Annotated in this window: 19 protein-coding genes; 11 read left to right on the top strand and 8 right to left on the bottom strand. The window is 70.9% G+C overall.

The features are described 5' to 3' along the window. Positions 1-288: 288 nt before the first annotated feature. From F1721_RS32740 to kstD, 3 genes are read right to left on the bottom strand one after another with little or no spacing between them, the layout of a single operon-like run. Complete coding sequence (locus F1721_RS32740) at positions 289-642, bottom strand: hypothetical protein (RefSeq protein ID WP_150070719.1); 354 nt, start codon at positions 640-642, stop codon at positions 289-291. Beyond that, positions 642-1,778 (bottom strand): 3-ketosteroid-9-alpha-monooxygenase, oxygenase component, encoded by a 1,137-nt coding sequence (locus F1721_RS32735; protein WP_150070718.1) that lies wholly within the window; start codon positions 1,776-1,778, stop codon positions 642-644. Before F1721_RS32735 ends, F1721_RS32740 begins: the two co-directional genes overlap by 1 nt. Beyond that, complete coding sequence (gene kstD, locus F1721_RS32730; RefSeq protein ID WP_150070717.1) at positions 1,775-3,451, bottom strand: 3-oxosteroid 1-dehydrogenase; 1,677 nt, start codon at positions 3,449-3,451, stop codon at positions 1,775-1,777. The genes F1721_RS32735 and kstD overlap by 4 nt, the downstream gene beginning before the upstream one ends. Before the next feature lie 144 nt (positions 3,452-3,595). On the opposite strand from kstD, the gene F1721_RS32725 reads away from it, so the two are divergent. From F1721_RS32725 to F1721_RS32680, 10 genes are all read left to right on the top strand, one after another. Continuing rightward, on the top strand, positions 3,596-5,191 hold the full coding sequence (locus tag F1721_RS32725; protein WP_150070716.1) for an FAD-binding protein: 1,596 nt from the start codon (positions 3,596-3,598) through the stop codon (positions 5,189-5,191). After that, complete coding sequence (locus F1721_RS32720) at positions 5,178-5,966, top strand: 2-keto-4-pentenoate hydratase (protein WP_150070715.1); 789 nt, start codon at positions 5,178-5,180, stop codon at positions 5,964-5,966. The genes F1721_RS32725 and F1721_RS32720 overlap by 14 nt, the downstream gene beginning before the upstream one ends. A 173-nt stretch (positions 5,967-6,139) precedes the next feature. Beyond that, on the top strand, positions 6,140-7,066 hold the full coding sequence (locus tag F1721_RS32715; RefSeq protein WP_150070714.1) for an acetaldehyde dehydrogenase (acetylating): 927 nt from the start codon (positions 6,140-6,142) through the stop codon (positions 7,064-7,066). Beyond that, the gene (gene dmpG, locus F1721_RS32710) at positions 7,063-8,088 is read left to right on the top strand and encodes a 4-hydroxy-2-oxovalerate aldolase (RefSeq protein WP_150070713.1); all 1,026 of its coding nucleotides are present in this window, start codon (positions 7,063-7,065) and stop codon (positions 8,086-8,088) included. The genes F1721_RS32715 and dmpG overlap by 4 nt, the downstream gene beginning before the upstream one ends. Positions 8,089-8,143: 55 nt before the next feature. Beyond that, on the top strand, positions 8,144-9,316 hold the full coding sequence (gene hsaA, locus F1721_RS32705) for a 3-hydroxy-9,10-secoandrosta-1,3,5(10)-triene-9,17-dione monooxygenase oxygenase subunit (RefSeq protein WP_150070712.1): 1,173 nt from the start codon (positions 8,144-8,146) through the stop codon (positions 9,314-9,316). Next, entirely contained in the window at positions 9,313-10,170 is an 858-nt protein-coding gene (hsaD, locus tag F1721_RS32700) for a 4,5:9,10-diseco-3-hydroxy-5,9,17-trioxoandrosta-1(10),2-diene-4-oate hydrolase (protein WP_150070711.1), read from the top strand. The genes hsaA and hsaD overlap by 4 nt, the downstream gene beginning before the upstream one ends. A 28-nt stretch (positions 10,171-10,198) precedes the next feature. After that, the gene (gene hsaC, locus F1721_RS32695; RefSeq protein WP_150070710.1) at positions 10,199-11,098 is read left to right on the top strand and encodes an iron-dependent extradiol dioxygenase HsaC; all 900 of its coding nucleotides are present in this window, start codon (positions 10,199-10,201) and stop codon (positions 11,096-11,098) included. Next, entirely contained in the window at positions 11,095-11,652 is a 558-nt protein-coding gene (gene hsaB, locus F1721_RS32690; protein WP_150070709.1) for a 3-hydroxy-9,10-secoandrosta-1,3,5(10)-triene-9,17-dione monooxygenase reductase subunit, read from the top strand. Before hsaC ends, hsaB begins: the two co-directional genes overlap by 4 nt. Positions 11,653-11,812: 160 nt before the next feature. After that, positions 11,813-12,262, top strand: a complete 450-nt coding sequence (locus tag F1721_RS32685) for a helix-turn-helix domain-containing protein (protein WP_246155465.1) — start codon at positions 11,813-11,815, stop codon at positions 12,260-12,262. Then, positions 12,255-12,614: a DUF4180 domain-containing protein gene (locus F1721_RS32680; RefSeq protein ID WP_150070708.1), complete on the top strand. Its 360-nt coding sequence runs from the start codon at positions 12,255-12,257 to the stop codon at positions 12,612-12,614. Before F1721_RS32685 ends, F1721_RS32680 begins: the two co-directional genes overlap by 8 nt. 60 nt (positions 12,615-12,674) lie before the next feature. On the opposite strand, the gene F1721_RS32675 is transcribed toward F1721_RS32680, so the two are convergent. Next, positions 12,675-13,811: a steroid 3-ketoacyl-CoA thiolase gene (locus F1721_RS32675; RefSeq protein ID WP_150070707.1), complete on the bottom strand. Its 1,137-nt coding sequence runs from the start codon at positions 13,809-13,811 to the stop codon at positions 12,675-12,677. Between the two features lie 209 nt (positions 13,812-14,020). Between F1721_RS32675 and F1721_RS32670 the strand changes: the two genes are divergently transcribed. Next, positions 14,021-15,247, top strand: coding sequence for a cytochrome P450 (locus tag F1721_RS32670; RefSeq protein WP_150070706.1), 1,227 nt, complete (start codon positions 14,021-14,023; stop codon positions 15,245-15,247). Between the two features lie 251 nt (positions 15,248-15,498). Here the strand turns inward: F1721_RS32670 and F1721_RS32665 are convergent, their stop codons facing one another. The 4 genes from F1721_RS32665 to F1721_RS32650 are packed head-to-tail and all read right to left on the bottom strand — an operon-like array spanning position 15,499 to position 19,059. Continuing rightward, positions 15,499-15,942 (bottom strand): nuclear transport factor 2 family protein, encoded by a 444-nt coding sequence (locus F1721_RS32665; RefSeq protein WP_150070705.1) that lies wholly within the window; start codon positions 15,940-15,942, stop codon positions 15,499-15,501. A 41-nt stretch (positions 15,943-15,983) separates the two neighbouring features. After that, on the bottom strand, positions 15,984-16,853 hold the full coding sequence (locus F1721_RS32660) for a TIGR03619 family F420-dependent LLM class oxidoreductase (protein ID WP_150070704.1): 870 nt from the start codon (positions 16,851-16,853) through the stop codon (positions 15,984-15,986). After that, positions 16,850-18,010 (bottom strand): thiolase domain-containing protein, encoded by a 1,161-nt coding sequence (locus F1721_RS32655; RefSeq protein ID WP_150070703.1) that lies wholly within the window; start codon positions 18,008-18,010, stop codon positions 16,850-16,852. The genes F1721_RS32660 and F1721_RS32655 overlap by 4 nt, the downstream gene beginning before the upstream one ends. Continuing rightward, positions 18,010-19,059: a thiolase domain-containing protein gene (locus F1721_RS32650; RefSeq protein WP_150070702.1), complete on the bottom strand. Its 1,050-nt coding sequence runs from the start codon at positions 19,057-19,059 to the stop codon at positions 18,010-18,012. The genes F1721_RS32655 and F1721_RS32650 overlap by 1 nt, the downstream gene beginning before the upstream one ends. Between the last annotated feature and the right edge of the window lie 30 nt (positions 19,060-19,089).

Below are 19,089 nucleotides of genomic sequence, written 5' to 3'. Positions count from 1 at the left end.
ACGCGACTTCCACTGAAATCGACGAGTCGATTTCAATGAGGTTTTTCCAACCTCGTTCTGAGTGGCGGTGCCGGTGGCGGAACCTCAGCGCCCGCCTGGACTCCGGGTGCCCTGACTTGTGTATGTCCAATGCACGGCGTCAGGGCCGTCCTCGCCGGGCGAACGCTGAGAACCTGCGGCGGTGCCGGTTGCGAGGGTGGGTTATGCGCGTGGCGGCGCATGCGATCACCTGGCAATCGGTGCCGGTCGCCCTTCGCGGCTGCTGTCCGCAGACAGGGATGAACGATTTCAATGGAAATCGGACCTCCGATTTCCATTGAAATTGCCGTCGGTGGTCGGGAGTCGCCCGTCGTGGGCCGCCGCGGCGATGCTGCGCTGGAGGTCCGGGCAGGACTCGGCGACCTCGCCCGGTTCCCGGGCGGCGAACTCCGCGCACTGCCGGACGCTCTCGGCGCTCCACTGGACGCTGGTGTGCTGCGGGCTGTTCTTCTTGGCCAGCACGCACGCCGCGCACCGCTCGCACCGGACCGGGCGCAGGCCGTCGCGCAGGTAGGTGTCGCGGTCGGCGGCCGTGCCCTCGCGGACCGCGGCGCGCTGCTGCGGCCGGTCGGCGAGGTCCGGGGCCTTGGCCCAGGTGGACATCAGCTCTGCGCCTCCTTGCGCGCCAGGTTCTCCGCGACCTCGCGCTCCCACACCTCGTTGGCCCGGGTGGTGTCCACCTCGAACTCGAAGCGCGCCACCATGTCGTCGGTGACGTCCTCGACGTCCACGTAGAACTGGTCGTACCAGCGGCGCAGCTGGTAGACCGGGCCGTCCTCCTCGCACAGCAGCGGGTTGTCGATGCGGGTCTTGTTCCGCCAGATCTCCACGTCCTGCAGGAAGCCGACGCCGGTGTTCTTGGCGATCTTGGCGGCCAGCTTGTCGGCGTCGGCGTCGGAGAGCCCGGGCAGCTTCTTGACCAGCACGCCCCACTGCAGCACGAAGGAGTCCGCGGTGATCGGGTAGTGGCAGTTGATCAGGATCGTCTCGATGGTGTAGCCCTTGTACTCGTTCCACAGCCGGTCGATCATGTACGACGGCCCGTAGTACGAGGCCTCCGAGCGGACCACGTTGTCGTCGCCGGAGTAGCTGCCCGCGCCGATGTCCGGCCGCCCCTTGGTGGTCAGGTACTGGCTGGCGACGTGGCCCTCGAAGACGTTCTTGAAGTACGTCGGGAACGCGAAGTGGATGTAGAAGAAGTGCGCCATGTCCACCACGTTGTCCACGATCTCGCGGCAGTTGGAGCCCTCGATGCGCACCGAGTCCCAGGTCCAGTTGCTCCACTCGCCGGAGTGCACCTCGGGCAGCTCCGGGATGGTCACGTGCTCCGGCGGCGGGTTGCCCTGCGGGTCGTTCCAGACGAACAGCTGCTTGTTGCGCTCCATCGCCAGCCAGGCGCGGGTGCGGGCCCGCAGCGGGATCCGCTTGGCATAGGGGATCCCGGCGCAGCGGCCGTTGCCCGACCAGCGCCAGTCGTGGAACGGGCAGGCGATCGCGTTGCCCTTCACGGTGCCCTGGCTGAGGTCGCCGCCCATGTGGCGGCAGAACGCGTCGAGCACGTTGAGCGCGCCGTCCTCGCCCTGGAACACCACGAGCTTGGTGCCGAAGGCCTCCACCGCGTGCGGCTGCCCGTCCTTGAACTGCTCGGCGAGGCCCAGGCAGTGCCAGCCGCGCGCGAACCTGGTGGGTGGCGTGCCGACGTCGATGGTGCGAACTTCGTCGTTGCTTGCCGCGGTCATCTCGTCCCTCCCGCTCGTTCCGCGCCGGACGCCAGGTGCCGCGCGGCGAGGTATCCGAACGTCATCGCCGGGCCGAGCGTCGCGCCCGGTCCCGCGTAGGTGCGCCCCATCACGGCGGCGCTGGTGTTGCCCGCCGCGTAGAGGCCGTCGATGGGGGTGCCGTCCTCGCGCAGGACGCGAGCGTGCACGTCGGTGACCAAGCCGCCCTTGGTCCCGAGGTCGCCCGGCACGATCTTCACCGCGTAGAACGGCGAGACCTCCAGCGGTGCCAGGCTGGGGTTGGGCTTGTTGCGCGGATCGCCGTAGTAGTGGTCGTACCCGCTCGCGCCGCGCTGGAAGTCGGCGTCGACCCCGCTGCGCGCGAACCCGTTGAACCGCTCGACGGTGCTGCGCAGCGCGTCGGCCGGAACGTCGATGCGTCCGGCCAGCTCCTCGAGGGTGGCCGCGCGGTGGACGGCGCCGTGCTTGTACCAGCGCCCGGGGAACGGCTGCCGCGGGCCGAGCCCGGCGAACATGTACCGGTTCCGGTAGCGCTGGTCGGCGATCAGCCAGGTCGGGATGTTGCGCGCGGGCCCGTCGCCGGGGCCGTACATCGCGTGCACGGCGTCGACGTAGGGCGCGGCCTCGTTGGCGAACCGCTCGCCCTCGCCGTTGACCAGGATGCAGCCCGGCAGGGTGCGCTCGGCGAGGCAGAACCACGGCCCGCCGGGCAGCGGGATCGACGGTCCCCACCAGGCGTCGTCCATCAGCTCCACGGCGGCGCCGAGCCGCTGCGCGGCGAGGATGGCATCGCCGGTGTTGGCCTTGGCGCCGACGGTCCACTGGGTGCCGATCGGATCGCGCTGGTGCTGCTTGCGCATCACCTCGTTGTGCTCGAAACCGCCTGCTGCCAGCACGATCCCGCGCCGCGCGGTCAGCGTCCGGCGCTCGCCGCCGTGCTCCACGACGACGCCGGTGACCCGGCCGCCCTCCTCCTGCAGGTCGAGCAGCGGCGTGTTCAGCCACACCGGGACCCCGGCGTCGCGCAACCCGGCCCGCAGGCCCGCGGCCAGCGCCTGGCCCCGGCCGAGCAGGGGTTGGCGGCGGGCGCGGGCGAGCAGCCAGCGCAGCCCGACGCGCACCGCGCGGAGGGGTCCGCGCGGGTGGCGCGCGAGCAGGTTCAGCCAGCGGAAGTCGGCCTGGGTGACCACCAGGTTCGCCGGTGCCTTGCCGTAGTCGGGCTCCAGGTCGGCGAGCAGCTCGCCGAGCACCCGCCCGTCCAGCGGGGCCGGTTCGACGGACCGGCCGCCGAGCCGCCCGCCGGGGGCTTCCGGGTAGTAGTCGGAGTAGTCGGGCACCCAGCGCATGCGCAGCGGCGTGCGCGGCAGCAGCTCGGCCAGCATCCGCGGCCCGGCGTCCAGGAACGCCTCCTGCCGCTCGGTGCTGACCGCGTCGCCGACGATGTGCGCCAGGTAGTCCCGGGCCGCCTCGGGGGTGTCGGCGATGCCCGCTGCGGCCAGGACGTGGTTGTTGGGGATCCAGACGCCGCCGCCGGACCGGGCCGTGGAGCCGCCGAACTTGGCGGCCTTCTCCACGACCACCGCGTCCAGCCCGTGCAGCGCTGCGGTCAGCGCAGCCGCCATGCCCGCGGCACCGCTGCCGACCACCACGACGTCGAACCTGTCTGCGGTCATCGCACCTCCTCGCGACCAACCTCGCGATCAATACTGAAACATGTTATAGATTTCTGCGCCAGTGGCGCTATGGTGTAGCCAGAAATCAGGCAGTTGTTCGTCCGGAGCCGTGAAGAGAACCTGTTTCAAACTGGTGAGGATGCGATGGCCCAGCGCAGCACGTTGCACGCCGATGTGGTGATCATCGGCTTCGGCGCCGCCGGGGCCTGCGCGGCGCTGGAAGCGGCCCGCGCCGGGGCCCGCGTGGTGGTGCTCGACCGGTTCGGCGGCGGTGGCGCGAGCCGGCTGTCCGGCGGTGTGGTCTACGCCGGGGGCGGGACGCGCGAGCAGCGCGCCGCCGGGGTGTCCGATTCGCCCGAGGCGATGTACGCCTACCTGCGGCAGGAGGTCGGCGACGCGGTCTCGGAGCGCACCCTGCGCCGGTTCTGCGAGGGCAGCACCGAGATGATCACCTGGTTGGCGCAGCACGGCGTCCCGTTCGAGGGCAGCCTGTGCCCGTACAAGACCTCGTACCCGAGCAACCGGCACTACCTCTACTACTCGGGCAGCGAAGCCGCCGGTGGGTTCCGCGACGTCGCGCCCCCGGCCCCGCGCGGCCACCGCGCCAAGGGCCGCGGGACCTCGGGGAAGGTGCTCTTCGCCGCGCTGGCCGACGCGGTGCGGCGCGCGGGTGTGCAGGTGCTGACCGAGACCCGGGCGCGGGAACTCGTCGTCGACGCCGACGGCCGGGTCTGCGCCGTGGAGTGCGAGCGGCTGAGCGGGGTCGCAGCTCGCGCGCACCGGGCGGTGAGCCGGGTGGCGGCCAAACCGGGGCTCTACGTGCCGAAGCTGGCCAGGGTGCTGCACCGGCGCGCCGAACAGCTCGAACGCCGCGCGGAACCGCTGCGGGTCCACGCCGACCGCGCGGTGATCATCGCGGCCGGTGGTTTCGTGTCGAACCGCGAGATGCTGCGGCGGCACGCACCCGCCTACCGCGCTGGTCTGCCGCTGGGCACCCGGGGCGACGACGGCAGCGGGATCCGGTTGGGGGAGAGCGTCGGCGGTGCCTCGGCGAAGCTGGACCGGGTGTCGGCCTGGCGGTTCATCACCCCGCCCAGCGCGATGCTGTCCGGGCTGCTGGTCGACCGGGATGGCGCGCGCATCGGCGACGAGTCCCGCTACGGCGCGGCGCACGGCCAGGCGATCGTGGAGGAGCACGGCGGGCGCGGCTGGTTGCTGATCGACCAGCGGTTGCGCGACGAGGCCAAGCGCCAGATCCGAACCCAGACCGTGTGGTTCCAGCGGATGCAGGCGGAGTACCTGCTCGCCACCGCGGCCACCGGCGACACCCCCGAAGCAGCGGCGCGCAAAGCAGGCGTGGCCCCGGAAGCGCTCAAGGCCACAGTGGACGCCCACAACGAGGCGGCTCGCGCGGGAGAACCCGACCCGGCAGGGAAACCCGCGGACTTCGTGCAGGTGCTGGACCAGCCGCCGTACGCGCTGCTGGACGTCTCCGTGCGGCCCAGCACGGCCTACCCGTGCCCGGTGCTGACCCTCGGCGGGCTGCGCGTGGACGAGGACACCGGGCAGGTGCTCGACGAGCGCGGCGATCCGGTCGCCGGGCTGTACGCGGCCGGGCGGTCGGCGGTCGGGATCTGCTCGAACTCCTACATCAGCGGGCTCTCGCTGGCCGACTGCGTCTTCTCCGGCCGCCGCGCCGGACTCCACTCGGTGAAGGAGCTGACCGATGCTGACCGTTGAAGCGCGCACCGAGATCGCGCAGCGCCTCTGGGACGCCGAGTTGCACCGCGCCCCGATCCCGCCGCTGGTGGACACCCACCCGCAGCTCGACGCGGTGGACGCCTACCAGATCCAGCTGCTCAACGTGCAGCGCCGCGACGAGCCGGTGGTGGGGCACAAGGTCGGCCTGACCTCGCCGGTCATGCAGCAGATGATGGGCGTCTCCGAACCCGACTACGGCCACCTGCTGGCCAGCATGCGGCTCGCGGAGGACGAGCCCGTCCCGATCTCGCGGTACTGCGTGCCTCGGGTGGAGGTGGAGGTCGGGTTCCTGCTCGGTGCGGACCTGCCAGCCGAGTGCACCGAAGCCGACGTGCTGGCGGGCACCGAAGCGCTGGTCCCGGCGATCGAGCTGATCGACAGCCGGATCGCGGACTGGCGGATCAGCCTGGTGGACACCATCGCCGACAACGCCTCCTCGGCGGGCTTCGCCCTCGGCACCGCGCGCATCGACCCCGGTGACGTCGACCTCCGCGCGATCGACGCGACCCTCCTGCGCAACGGCGAACCGATCGAGCGCGGCAGATCCGACGCGGTGCTGGGCAACCCGGCGACGGCGGTGGCCTGGCTGGCCCGCAAGGTCGCGGCCTACGGAGTCCGCCTCCGAGCGGGCAACGTGGTGCTGCCCGGCTCCTGCACCAGAGCCATCGACGTCGCACCGGACGACGAGTTCCGCGCCGAATTCCGGTGCGCAGGAGCCGACCTCGGCTCGGTCTCCCTGGAGTTCCGGCCGTGAGCGGAGGCGCGCCAATTTCGCACGAAGTTGACTGTCACCCGGGTGACGGCACGAGGACTTCCAGGAAGGAGGCGGGAACGAGCATGAGCAGCTCCATGTCAGCCAGTGGCCATCTCAACCGCACCTCAGGGGACCGTGACGCAAATCAGCCACAGGAAGCCGCGAAACGCGAGATGGATCCAGAACGCAACCACCACTGTGAATCGCGGAGAGGCGGTACAGCGGCCATAGTCGGGTCCGGCAACATCGGTACGGACCTTCTGCACAAGCTGGCACGGTCCGCGCACATCGAGCCCAGGTGGATGATCGGCATCGATCCGGCCAGCGAGGGGTTGCGCCGGGCCGCTGATCTGGGTGTCGAGGCCAGCGCCGAGGGCGTGGACTGGTTGCTGGAGAACCACCGGCCCGACGTCGTCTTCGAGGCCACCTCGGCGGGCGTGCACCGGGCCAACGCGCCCCGCTACGCCGAGGCCGGGATCCGGGCCGTCGACCTCACCCCGGCGGCGGTCGGGCCGTACGTGGTGCCACCGGTCAACCTCGACCAGCACCTCGACGCGCCGAACCTGAACCTGATCACCTGCGGCGGTCAGGCGACCATCCCGATGGTGCACGCGGTCTCGCGGGTGGTTCCCGTGGAGTACGCCGAGATCGTGGCCTCGGTGGCGTCGGTGTCGGCCGGACCCGGCACCCGCGCCAACATCGACGAGTTCACCCGGACCACCAGCACCGGGATCGAGGTGCTGGGCGGGGCGCGGCGCGGCAAGGCGATCATCGTGCTGAACCCGGCCGACCCGCCGGTGATCATGCGCGACACCATCTTCTGCGCCATCCCCGCCGAGGCCGACACCGACGCGATCGCCGCCTCCATCGGGCGGATGGCCGCCGAGATCGCCGAGTACGTCCCCGGCTACCGGTTGCTGGTGGAGCCGCAGTTCGACCCGCCGTCGACCGCCACCGGCGGGATGGCGCGGGTGGCGATCTTCGTGGAGGTCGAGGGCGCGGGCGACTTCCTGCCGCCGTACTCCGGGAACCTCGACATCATGACCGCCGCCGCGGTGCGGGTCGGCGAGCAGCTGGTGCAGAAGGAGGCAGTGCGATGAACCGGACCTTCTCCGACGCGCTCGACGTGCGCATCACCGACACCTCGCTGCGGGACGGATCGCACCACAAGCGCCACCAGTTCACCGCGACGGAGGTGCGCGACATCGTCGCGGCGCTGGACGGCGCGGGCGTGCCGGTCATCGAGGTGACCCACGGCGACGGGCTCGGCGGGTCGTCGTTCAACTACGGCTTCTCCCGCACCCCCGAGCAGGAGCTGATCACGATCGCTGCGGAAACCGCGCAGCGGGCCAAGATCGCGGTGCTGATGCTGCCCGGCGTCGGCGTCAAGGACGACATCGTGGTCGCCCGCGACAACGGCGCCTCGGTGTGCCGGATCGCCACCCACTGCACCGAGGCCGACGTGTCGGTGCAGCACTTCGGCCTGGCCCGCGAGCTGGGCCTGGAGACCGTCGGGTTCCTGATGATGGCGCACTCGCAGCCGCCGGAGGTGCTGGCCGCCCAGGCGCGGATCATGGTCGACGCGGGCTGCCAGTGCGTCTACGTCGTGGACTCGGCCGGGGCGCTGGTGCTGGAGCAGGTCTCCGAGCGGGTCGCCGCGCTGGTGGCCGAAGTGGGCGACCAGGCGCAGGTCGGGTTCCACGGGCACGAGAACCTCGGTGTCGCGGTGGCCAACTCGATCGCCGCGGCGCGCGCCGGTGCGGTGCAGATCGACGGCAGCGCAAGGCGTTTCGGCGCCGGGGCGGGGAACACACCGGTGGAGGCGTTCGTCGGGGTGTGCGACAAGCTCGGCATCCGCACCGGGGTGGACTTCTTCGCCATCGCCGACGCCGCCGAGGACGTGGTGCGCCCGGCGATGCCGGAGGAGTGCCTGCTGGACCGCTCGGCGCTGATGATGGGCTACGCCGGGGTGTACTCCAGCTTCCTCAAGCACGCCACCCGCCAAGCCGAGCGCTACGGCGTCAGCGAGGCCCAGCTCCTGGTGAAGGCGGGCGAGCGAAAACTGGTTGGCGGCCAAGAAGATCAGCTCATCGACATCGCCCTGGAGCTCCAGCGGGGTTGAGCCCAGCGGCACCATACGAGAACATGTTCTAGCTTGTGCGGAAACGGGAGCGCCGATGAAGGACAGTCGAGCAGTCGTGGACCGGGTGCGGGGACTGCTGCCGGACCTGCGGGAGCGGGCGCAGCGGGCCGAGGAGCTGCGCCGGATCCCGGACGAGACCATCGCGGAGTTGCAGGAGATCGGCTTCTTCGCGCTGCTGCAACCGGAGCGCTACGGCGGTTTCGAGGCCGATCCGCTGGACTTCTACACCGCGGTCAAGCTCCTCGGCAGCGCCTGCGGGTCGACCGGGTGGGTGGCCTCGATCCTCGGGGTGCACCCGTGGCACCTGGCGCTGTTCCCGCAGCAGGCGCAGGACGACGTCTGGGGCGAGGACCCGAACACCCGCATCTCCTCCTCCTACGCGCCGATGGGCAGGGCGAAGATCGTCGACGGCGGTTACCTGCTGAACGGGCGGTGGAGCTTCTCCTCCGGCTGCGACCACGCCTCGTGGGTGTTCGTCGGCGGCCCGGTCGAGAACGACGAGGGCAAGCCGGTGGACTTCTGCACCTACCTGCTGCCGCTCGGCGACTACCGGATCGAGGACGTCTGGGACACCGTCGGCCTGCGCGGCACCGGCAGCAACGACGTCGTGGTGGAGAACGCGTTCATCCCGCAGCACCGGGCGCTGAGCTTCCTGGCGATGTCGCAGAACAAGTGCCCCGGGCACGAGATCAACACCGCGCCGCTGTACCGGATGCCGTGGGGCACGGTGCACCCGTCGACCATCACCGCCCCGATCATCGGGATGGCCCAGGGCGCCTACGACGCGCACGTCGAGCACCAGGTCAAGCGGGTCCGCGCGGCGTTCGCGGGGGAGAAGGTCAAGGAGGACCCGTTCGCCAAGGTGCGGATCGCCGACGCGGCCAGCGAGATCGACGCGGCCTGGCTGCAGCTGACCAACAACCTGGCCGAGGAGTACGAGCTGGCCAAGGCGGGCGAGGAGATCCCGTTCTCGCTGCGGCTGCGGGCCCGCCGCGACCAGGTGCGCGGCACCGCGCGGGCGATCTCGGCGGTGGACCGCCTCTTCGAGAACTCCGGCGGTCGCGCGCTGTGGTCGGGCACCCCGATCCAGCGGTTCTGGCGGGACGCCCACGCCGGTCGCGTGCACGCCGCCAACGACCTCGAACGCGCCTACCTGATGTTCGGTTCCGGCGAGTTCGGCCAACCCGTGAAGGACACGATGGTATGACCACCTTCGACAGCACCAGCCGGACCGCGAAGCTGCCGTCCGGGCTGACCCTGCACTACCACGAGGCGGGCGACCCGGCCAAGTCCACTGTGGTCATGCTGCACGGCGGAGGCCCCGGTGCCTCGTCGTGGAGCAACTTCGCCCGCAACATCCCGGTGTTCGCCGAGGACTTCCGCACCATCGCCGTGGACCAGCCGGGCTTCGGCCGCTCCGACAAGCCCACCGAGCACGGCCAGTACTTCACGCACAGCGCCTCGGCGCTGCTCGAACTGCTCGACGAGCTCGGGGTGGAGCGGGCGCACCTGCTCGGCAACTCGCTCGGCGGCGGCACCGCGGTGCGCTTCGCGCTGAACCACCCGGACCGCGCGGGTCGGCTGGTCCTGATGGGGCCGGGCGGGCTGAGCCTGAACGTGTTCGCGCCCGACCCGACCGAAGGCGTGCGCAAGCTCAGCGCGTTCGCCGCACCGCCCGGGCCGAGCAGGGAGAAGCTCGCCGACTTCCTGCGGACCATGGTCCACGACCAGTCGCTGATCACCGACGAGCTGATCGAGGAGCGCTACGCGGTTGCGTCCACGCCGGAATCGCTGGCGGCGATGCGCGCGATGGGCGCGTCGTTCATGCAGCCCGACACCTTCGAGGAAGGCCTGCTCTGGCGGGAGGCGCACCGGCTGCGGCAGCGCGTGCTGCTGGTCTGGGGGCGCGAGGACCGCGTCAACCCGCTGGACGGCGCGCTGCTGGCGCTGAAGCTGATCCCGCGCGCGCAGCTGCACGTGTTCGGCCGCTGCGGGCACTGGGCGCAGTTGGAGAAGTTCGCCGAATTCAACCGGATCGCCAAGGACTTCCTGCTCGACTGAAGCCTTGGCCCGTGGAGGGAGGCCCGCCGTGGGCATTCGTTCGCTCGGCTACCTGCGCATCGAAGCCACCGACGTCGAGGCGTGGCGGGTGTTCGGGTTGAAAGTGCTCGGCATGGTCGAGGGCAGCGGACCGGACCCGGACGCGCTCTACCTGCGGATGGACGACTTCCCGGCCCGGCTGGTGATCCTGCCGGGCGAGCAGGACCGGCTGGAGTCCTCCGGCTGGGAGGTCGCCACCGAGGCGGAGCTGGACGAGATCAAGGAACGGCTCGACGCGGCCGGTGTCCCGTACAAGGAGGGCACCCCGGAGGAGCTGGCGGACCGCCGGGTCAACGGGCTGATCCGGTTCGCCGACCCGTCCGGCAACGGCCTGGAGGTGTTCCACGGGGTGGCGTTGCAGCACCGCCGCGTGGTCAGCCCGTACGGGCACCGGTTCGTCACCGAGGAGCAGGGGCTCGGCCACGTGGTGCTGTCCACCCACGACGACGCCGCCGCGCTGAGCTTCTACCGGGACGTGCTGGGCTTCCGGCTGCGCGACTCGATGCGGCTGGCCCCGGAGCTGGTCGGCCGCCGGGCCGACGGGGAACCGGCCTGGCTGCGGTTCTTCGGCTGCAACCCGCGCCACCACAGCCTGGCGTTCCTGCCGATGCCCACGCCCAGCGGCATCGTGCACCTGATGGTCGAGGTGGCCGACGTCGACGACGTGGGGCTGACGCTGGACCGCGCGCAGCGGCGGAAGGTGCCGATGTCGGCGACGCTGGGGCGCCACGTCAACGACCTGATGCTGTCGTTCTACATGAAGACGCCCGGCGGCTTCGACGTGGAGTTCGGCTGCGAGGGCCGCCAGGTCGACGACGAGGACTGGATCGCCCGCGAGAGCACCGCGGTCAGCCTGTGGGGCCACGACTTCAGCGTCGGCGCCCGATGAGCGTGGGGCAGGTCGCGGTGGACCAGGCCGCGTTCCGGCGGGTCCTCGGGCACTTCGGCACCGGGGTCGTGGTGATCACCGGGGTGGACGGCGACCGACCGGTGGGCTTCGCCTGCCAGTCCTTCGCCGCGCTGTCCCTGGACCCACCCCTGGTCCTGTTCTGCCCGGCCCGCACCTCCCGCGCCTGGCCGGTCTTGGAACGCGCGGGCCGCTTCTGCGCGAACGTCCTGTCGGAGTCCCAACAGCCGGTGAGCACGGTGTTCGGCCGCAGCGGCGAGGACAAGTTCGCCGGGGTGCCCTGGACCCCGGCCCCGTCCGGAGCACCGGTCCTGACGGGCGCGCTGACCTGGGTGGACTGCCGCATCGAGGCGGTGCACGAAGCGGGCGACCACTACATCGTCGTCGGCCGCGTCGACACCCTCGGCGAGACGACGCCGGAACGCCCGCTGCTGTTCTACCGCGGCGCTTATGCCGGGCTCGGCCCGACGTCGCAACCGCCGCCCCCGGACCTCGAAGCCTTCCTGACCGGCTTGCACCCCGACGACTGGATCTAACGGCCGTCCACGTCCCGTGAGCACTTTCTGGTGCCTATAGCCCCAGAAAGTACTCACGGGAGCTTGGCGGGTGCGGACGTTCGTGAGGTAGGCATCCAGCAGGTGGTCCACATTACGTAACCTTCCCTATCGTTCCGCATTGAGGTAAGTTTGCGGAACGATGACGGAAGAGATGTACTCGGTGGAGCAGGTGGCTGGCCTGCTCGGTCTGCATGTGCGCACGGTGCGGGGATATATCCGCTCCGGTCGGCTCAACGCGGTTCGGATCGGCAAGCAGTACCGGATCGCGCGTGCCGACCTGGAGGCGTTCACCGGGCGGGCGGAGTCGGCCGGACCGGTCGGGGCCACGTCGGTGGAGGTGTCGAGCATCGTGCAGATCGACGGCGTCGACCGAAGCGCGGCCGACCGGCTGGGCACGCTCGTGCTGGCCGGGGTGAACACCGCTCGGGGTGCATCGAGTCCGCTGCGCGTCCAAACCGTCTACGACGAGGAGCGGAACCGGTTGAAGGTCGTGGTGCTCGGTGGTGCGGGGGACACCGCCGAGGTGCTGCGCCTGCTGGAGGCCGTGCTCGAAGGCGGGCTGCACTCCGGGGAGGTCGGAAATGGCTGATGTGATGGAAGAACGCGCCGGTGTGCAGGTGCTGGTGTGCGACGCGGACGGGCCGGAGGTCTCCACCGTGCAGGACGCGCTGGACCTGATCGGCGCGTCCTACGGCGGTGAGGTGGTGGCGCTGCCCGCATCGCGGCTCGACGCCCGGTTCTTCGACCTGCGCAGCGGTTTCGCCGGTGAGGTGATGCAGAAGTTCGTCAACTACCACGTGCGGTTGGCGATCATCGGCGACATCTCCGCGCACCTGGAGGCCAGTTCGGCGCTGCAGGCGCTGGTCCGCGAGTCCAACCGCGGCCGCCACGTCTGGTTCCTGCCCGGCGTGGAGGAGCTCGACGTCCGACTGCGTGCCTGACCCCGTGAGCACTTCGTGGTGCCATAGCCCCGCAAAGTGCTCACGGCTGTGCCGGACGACTCAGCGCAGGCGCTCGATGATGGTGCCGGTGGCGAGGGCTCCGCCCGCGCACATGGTGATCAGCGCGGTGGTGGCGTCGCGGCGTTCGAGCTCGTGCAGGGCCGAGGTGATCAGGCGGGCTCCGGTGCTGCCGACCGGGTGGCCGAGGGCGATCGCGCCGCCGTTGACGTTGACCCGGTCCAGGTCCGGTTCGTGCACCGCCGCCCACGACAGCACCACCGAGGCGAACGCCTCGTTGACCTCGAAGAGGTCGATGTCGCCGATCTTCATCCCGCTGAGCTCCAGCACCCGCTGGGTGGCCTGCACCGGCCCGTCCAGGTGGTAGTAGGGCTCGCCGCCCACCAGGCACTGCGCGACGATGCGGGCGCGGGGCCGCAGCCCGAGCTCGGCCGCCCGGTCGGCGTCGGCCAGCAGGACCGCGGCCGCGCCGTCGGAGATCTGCGAGGACGTGCCCGCGGTGTGCATCCCGTCCTCCAGAACGGGTTTCAGCCCGCCGAGGGCCTGCATGCTGGTCTCGCGCAGCCCTTCGTCGCGGGTGACCGGCTCGCCGTCGGGGACCTGCACCGGGACGATCTCCCGGTCGAACCGCCCCTCCCGCCACGCCGCCTTGGCGCGGTCCTGCGAGCGCAGGCCGAAGGCGTCGAGGTCCTCGCGGGTCAGGCCGCGGCGGGCCGCGATCCGGTCGGCCGCCTGGTACTGGTTCGGCAGGTCGATGTCCCACGAGTCCGGCCGCGGCATGCCGACGTCCGCGCCGAGGTTGCTGCGCAGCGGCACCCGGCTCATCGCCTCGACGCCGCAGGAGATCCCGATGCGCACCGCGTCGGCGGTGATCAGCCCGGCGATCAGGTGCGCGGCCTGCTGCGCCGAGCCGCACTGGGCGTCGACCGTGGTGCAGCCGACCTGGTGCGGCAGCCCGGAGTGCAGCCACGCGGTGCGGGTGATGTTGTTCGACTGCTCGCCTGCCTGGGTGACGCAGCCGCCGATCGCCTGGTCGACCTCGGAGCCGTCGAGGCCGCTGCGCTCGAGCAGGCCGCGCTGGGCCGCGCCGAGGATCTCGGCCGCGTGCAGTCCGGAGAGCCGGCCGCGGCGCTTGCCGATCGGGGTGCGGACCGCGTCCACGATCACCGGGTTGCCCACCTGGTCCTCCCTTCGGACAACAGCGTCGATCAAAATTAGAACATGTTCCTATTGTTCGACAAGGGGGTCTGGGTGGGTCGGATCGGAAATTCTGAAACTTGCTCGATCCGGGCCGAGTTACAGGGGTTTACTGAACCCTCGGAATGTGCTTCTCTCTAGCGTAGAACTCGTTTCATTTCTTGATCGGATTCCCCGCTTAGGAGGTAGCCGTGGTCGCACCGCGCATTCCGGAGGGCTTCGACTTCACCGATCCCGATCTGCTCGCCGACCGGCTGCCGCTGGCCGAGTTCGCCGAGCTCCGCCGCACCGCGCCGGTGTGGTGGAACGACCAGCCCGACCGGCGCGGCGGATTCGACGACGGCGGGTTCTGGGTGGTCAGCAGGCACGCAGACCTCAAGGAGGTGTCCCGGCGCTCCGACGTCTTCTCGACCCGGGAGAACACCGCGATCATCCGGTTCAACGACAGCATGACCCGCGAGCAGATCGAGCTGCAGCGGTTCATCATGATCAACATGGACCCGCCGCAGCACACCAAGGTGCGCCAGATCGTGCAGCGCGGGTTCACCCCGCGCGCCATCAAGAGCCTGGAGGACGCGCTGCGGGAGCGGGCGCAGCGCATCGTCACCGAGGCCCGCGCCAACGGCAGCGGGGACTTCGTCACCGACGTGGCCTGCGAGCTGCCGCTGCAGGCGATCGCGGAGCTGCTCGGCCTGCCGCAGGAGCACCGCAAGGAGATCTTCGACTGGTCCAACCAGATGATCGGCTACGACGACCCCGAGTACGACATCCAGCCGGAGGTCGCGGCCGCGGAGATGCTCGGCTACTTCAGCAAGATGGCCGAGCAGCGGCGCGGCTGCCCGATGGACGACATCGTGACCAAGCTGGTGCAGGCCGACATCGACGGCAACGCGCTGACCGACGACGAGTTCGGGTTCTTCGTGATCCTGCTGGCGGTGGCGGGCAACGAGACCACCCGCAACGCGATCACCCACGGCATGCTCGCCTTCCTGGACAACCCGGACCAGTGGGAGCTGTACAAGCGCGAGCGGCCGAAGACCACGGCCGACGAGATCGTCCGCTGGGCTACCCCGGTGGTGGCCTTCCAGCGCACCGCCCTGGCCGACACCGAGCTGGGCGGCGTGCCGATCAAGCAGGGCCAGCGGGTCGGGCTGTTCTACAGCTCGGCGAACTTCGACCCGGAGGTCTTCGACGAGCCGGAGCGCTTCGACATCACCCGAGACCCCAACCCGCACGTCGGGTTCGGCGGCACCGGCGCCCACTTCTGCCTCGGTGCGAACCTGGCGCGCCTGGAGATCGACCTGATCTTCAACGCGATCGCCGACCACATGCCGGACATCAAGCGCATCGGCGAACCCCGCCGCCTCCGCTCCGGCTGGCTCAACGGCATCAAGGAGGTCCAGGTCCAGTACACCTGACCATGACTCCCGCGATTTCCATGAGGTTTTCCAGCCTCGTTGTGCGTGGCGGTGCAAGTGGCGGAACCTCAGCGCCCGCCTGGCAATCGGTGCCGGTCGCCCGTCGCGGCTGCTGTCCGCAGACAGGGATGAACGATTTCAATGGAAATCGGACCTCCGATTTCCATTGAAATCGCGGGACGAACGGGCGGGACGTGCGAAAGGGGCGCCGCGGGCCGGGTGGTCCGGGGCGCCCCTTCAGCTGGTTCCGGTCACTCCGCCGGGCGGACGGTCTTCATGGCCCGGTCGAACTCCCAGAAGGCGCGCATGGAGCGGATCAGGCCCGATCCGGCGACGTGGTAGACGAAGACGCCTTCGGCGTCCATGGTGCTGCCGTCCGGGAGGAAGGTCGAGATGCGGCCGACGTTGGCCACCTCGCTCCCGGCCGCGAACGAGTCGTGGATGTGGAACTCGATGCGGTCGGCCTGGGCGATCGCCAGGTCCCAGAACGCCGCGATGCCGTCGTGGCCGTGGTGGCCGCAGCCGTCCGGGTCGAAGATCGACGGGCCGACCGGGTCCTCCACCACGCCGTCCGGGGCGAACAGGGCCACCCACTCGTCCTTCGCGCCGCGGGCCACCGCGCTCATCGACTTCAGCGCCGCATCGCGCGCCGGGTGCGGTTCCGTGCTGGCCGACCAGTGCACGCCCTCGACCATGGCTTCCTCCCATCGGGTTGCGGGGTTCCGCGGGGTGAACGTCAGAACTCGCCGATCACCTCGTCGGCGAACTTCCGGATGGAGTCCTGCTTGGTGCGCAGGTCGGCGTCGAAGCCGTGGCCGTCGAACAGCCACGGGACCACGATCGCGTCCGTCACGCCGACCTTGGCCTGCTCGCGGTAGCCGCTGACGCCGAAGCGGTCCACGCACACCGCCTGGATCTCGAACGGCACCTCCGACCGGTCGTAGGAGGCGCGCAGCTCGGCGAGGCGGTCGATGGTGGTGCGCAGCTCGTCCAGCGTCATCATCGCCGAGGCCCAGCCGTCGCCGACCCGGGCGGCCCGCCGCAGCGCGGCCTCGGTGTGCCCGCCGATGTAGATCGGCACCGGACGCGCCGGGGCCGGGCTCATCTGCAGGCGGTCGAAGTCGAAGAACTCGCCGTGGTGCTCGACCATCCCGCCGCCGAGGATCAGCCGCAGGACCTCGATCGCCTCGTCCACGCGCGCACCGCGCTTGGCGTACGGCGCGCCGCACCACTCGAACTCCTCGGGCGCCCAGCCGAGCCCGATCCCGAGCCCGAAGCGGTCCCCCGTGAGCGTGGCGACCGACGCCAGCTGGCGGGCCAGCAGCACCGGGTTGCGAGGCCCGAGCTTGAGCACCGAGGTGTAGAAGCGCAGCCGCGAGGTGACCGCGCCCATCGCCGCCGCGGCGATCAGCGGGTCCGCCCACGGGGTTTCGGCGTTCCACATCCGCGAGCCGTCCGGGGTGTACGGGTAGGCCGCGGAGACCTGCTCGGAGTAGAACAGCGAATCGGGCAGGGCGATGGCGGCGAAGCCGCACTCCTCCGCGGTGCGGGCCAGCCCGGTGAGCTGGTCCAGCGGGCTCATCGCCACGGACAGCGTGAACTTCATCGTTCCCCCGGTTTCCGGGTGCCGACCACCCACATCGAGAAGTACTGGGAGCCACCGCCGTAGGCGTGGCCGAGCGCGGTGCGGGCGCCGTCCACCTGGTGCTCGCCCGCCTTGCCGGTGACCTGCATGGCGGCTTCGGCGAAGCGCAGCATGCCGGAGGCGCCGATCGGGTTGGACGAGAGCACCCCGCCCGAGGGGTTCACCGGCAGCCGCCCGCCCAGCGCGGTCTCCCCGGCCTCGGTGAGCTTCCAGCCCTCGCCCTCGGCGGCGAAGCCGAGGTTCTCCAGCCACATCGGCTCGAACCAGGAGAACGGCACGTAGATCTCGGCGGCGTCCACTTCGGACAGCGGGTCGGTGATGCCCGCCTCCCGCCACAGCGCTGCCGCGGCGTCCCGCCCGGCCTGCGGGTTCACCTGGTCGCGCCCGGCGAAGGTGGTCGGTTCGGTGCGCATCGCGGTCGCGTGGATCCAGGCCGCGGACCGACCGGCCGCGCTCTCGTCGGCGATGACCACCGCGCACGCCCCGTCGGAGGACGGGCAGGTCTCGTCGTAGCGGATCGGGTCCCACAGCATCTGCGAGGCCAGCACCGATTCCAGGGTGATCTCGCTCTGCTTGAGGTGCGCGTACGGGTTCAGCGCGCCGTTGCGCCGGTCCTTCACCGCCACCATCGCACCGATGTGCTCGGGCGCGCCGGACCGGCGGATGTAGGAGCGCACGTGCGGCGCGAAGTAGCCGCCCGCGCCCGCGCCGACCGGCATGTTGAACGGCGGCAGGATGGACAGCGCCCACATCGCGTTGGACTCGGACTGCTTCTCGAATGCCACCGCCAGCACCCGTCGGTGCACACCGCCCTGCACCAGGCTCGCCGCCACGTTGGCCGTCGACCCGCCGACGGACCCGGCCGTGTGCACCCGCAGGAGCGGTTTCCCCGTCGCACCGAGGGCATCCGCCAGGTACAGCTCGGGCATCATCACGCCCTCGAACAGGTCGGGTGCCTTGCCGACCACCACGGCGTCGACGTCCGGCCAGTCCAGCCCGGCGTCGGCCAGCGCGCGCTCGGCGGCCTCCCGGCACAGCCCGGCGATCGAGACGTCGAGGCGCTTGCTGGTGTGGTGCGTCTGGCCGGTCCCGACGACCGCCGCCAACCGCTTGCCCATCAGGACCTTCCCTCCATCACGCAGACCAGGTTCTGCTGCAGCGCCGGACCGCTGGTGGCGTGCGCCAGCACCCGCTGCGCCGCACCGGACAGCACGCGGGAAGCGGCTTCGCCGATGCGCGCCAGCCCCGCGGCGAACATCGGGTTGCCGCACAGCGGTCCGCCCGAGGGGTTGATCGTCACGTCGTCGCCGAGGCCGATCGCCCCGCGCAGCACGATCTCCTGGTGGGTGAACGGCGCGTGCAGCTCGGCCAGCTCGACGCCGTCGGTGCCGGCGGCCTGCGCCGCCGCGGTGGTCGACGGCGACCGGAGCAGGTCGCGGGAGCCGATGCTGCCGGATTCCACGCGGTGCTCGAACCCGGTGATCCACGCCGGACGTTCGTGCAGCTCACGTGCTCGTTCCGCGCTGGCGAGCACGACCACCGCGGCTCCGTCGGTGATCGGTGCGCAGTCGTGCTCGCGCAGCGGGTCGGCGATGTAGGGCTCGGCGAGCAGGTCGGCCACGTCGACCTGCCCCGAGACCTGCGCGCCGGGGCCTGCGGACGCGCGGCTGCGGGCGGCGACCTCGGCCATGTCCCGCTCGGTCCACGCGCCGGAGTCCAGGCCGAGCCGCGCCTGCAGCCCGGCGATGCTCACCGAGTCGGGCCACAGCGGCGCCGCGGTGTACGGGTCGAGCTGCAGGGCGAGGGTCCGGCGCAGGTCCCCGGCCGAGGACTTGCCGAAGCCGTAGACCAGCGCGGTGTCGACCTCGCCGGTGCGGATCTTCACCCACGCCTCGTACAGCGCCCACGCCGCGTCCATCTCCACGTGGGACTCGTTGATCGGGGGGAAGGCGCCGATGGCGTCGATCGCCGCGATGAACGAGAACGCCCGCCCCGCCAGGTAGTCCGACGAGCCGGAGCACCAGAACCCGATGTCCTCGGTGGCCAGCCCGGTGCTGTCGAGCACTTCCCGGAAGATCGGGACCAGCATCTCGACCCCGTTGGTGGTGCCGTGGGTGGCGCGCACGTTCGGTGCTTGCGCGAACCCGACGACGGCTACGTCTGCCACGGTGCACTCCTCGGCAGTTCGGGAGAGGGC

It is taken from the genome of Saccharopolyspora hirsuta, assembly GCF_008630535.1.
GTDB classification, from domain to species: domain Bacteria; phylum Actinomycetota; class Actinomycetes; order Mycobacteriales; family Pseudonocardiaceae; genus Saccharopolyspora; species Saccharopolyspora hirsuta.
This window is presented reverse-complemented; position numbering and strand designations above follow the sequence as displayed.

Excerpts from the sequence above, each read along its gene's own strand:
- F1721_RS32740 (WP_150070719.1), bottom strand. The coding sequence starts at position 642 with ATGTCCACCTGGGCCAAGGCCCCGGACCTCGCCGACCGGCCGCAGCAG.
- F1721_RS32735 (WP_150070718.1), bottom strand. The coding sequence starts at position 1,778 with ATGACCGCGGCAAGCAACGACGAAGTTCGCACCATCGACGTCGGCACG.
- kstD (WP_150070717.1), bottom strand. The coding sequence starts at position 3,451 with ATGACCGCAGACAGGTTCGACGTCGTGGTGGTCGGCAGCGGTGCCGCG.
- F1721_RS32725 (WP_150070716.1), top strand. The coding sequence starts at position 3,596 with ATGGCCCAGCGCAGCACGTTGCACGCCGATGTGGTGATCATCGGCTTC.
- F1721_RS32720 (WP_150070715.1), top strand. The coding sequence starts at position 5,178 with ATGCTGACCGTTGAAGCGCGCACCGAGATCGCGCAGCGCCTCTGGGAC.
- F1721_RS32715 (WP_150070714.1), top strand. The coding sequence starts at position 6,140 with ATGGATCCAGAACGCAACCACCACTGTGAATCGCGGAGAGGCGGTACA.
- dmpG (WP_150070713.1), top strand. The coding sequence starts at position 7,063 with ATGAACCGGACCTTCTCCGACGCGCTCGACGTGCGCATCACCGACACC.
- hsaA (WP_150070712.1), top strand. The coding sequence starts at position 8,144 with ATGAAGGACAGTCGAGCAGTCGTGGACCGGGTGCGGGGACTGCTGCCG.
- hsaD (WP_150070711.1), top strand. The coding sequence starts at position 9,313 with ATGACCACCTTCGACAGCACCAGCCGGACCGCGAAGCTGCCGTCCGGG.
- hsaB (WP_150070709.1), top strand. The coding sequence starts at position 11,095 with ATGAGCGTGGGGCAGGTCGCGGTGGACCAGGCCGCGTTCCGGCGGGTC.
- F1721_RS32685 (WP_246155465.1), top strand. The coding sequence starts at position 11,813 with ATGACGGAAGAGATGTACTCGGTGGAGCAGGTGGCTGGCCTGCTCGGT.
- F1721_RS32680 (WP_150070708.1), top strand. The coding sequence starts at position 12,255 with ATGGCTGATGTGATGGAAGAACGCGCCGGTGTGCAGGTGCTGGTGTGC.
- F1721_RS32665 (WP_150070705.1), bottom strand. The coding sequence starts at position 15,942 with ATGGTCGAGGGCGTGCACTGGTCGGCCAGCACGGAACCGCACCCGGCG.
- F1721_RS32660 (WP_150070704.1), bottom strand. The coding sequence starts at position 16,853 with ATGAAGTTCACGCTGTCCGTGGCGATGAGCCCGCTGGACCAGCTCACC.
- F1721_RS32655 (WP_150070703.1), bottom strand. The coding sequence starts at position 18,010 with ATGGGCAAGCGGTTGGCGGCGGTCGTCGGGACCGGCCAGACGCACCAC.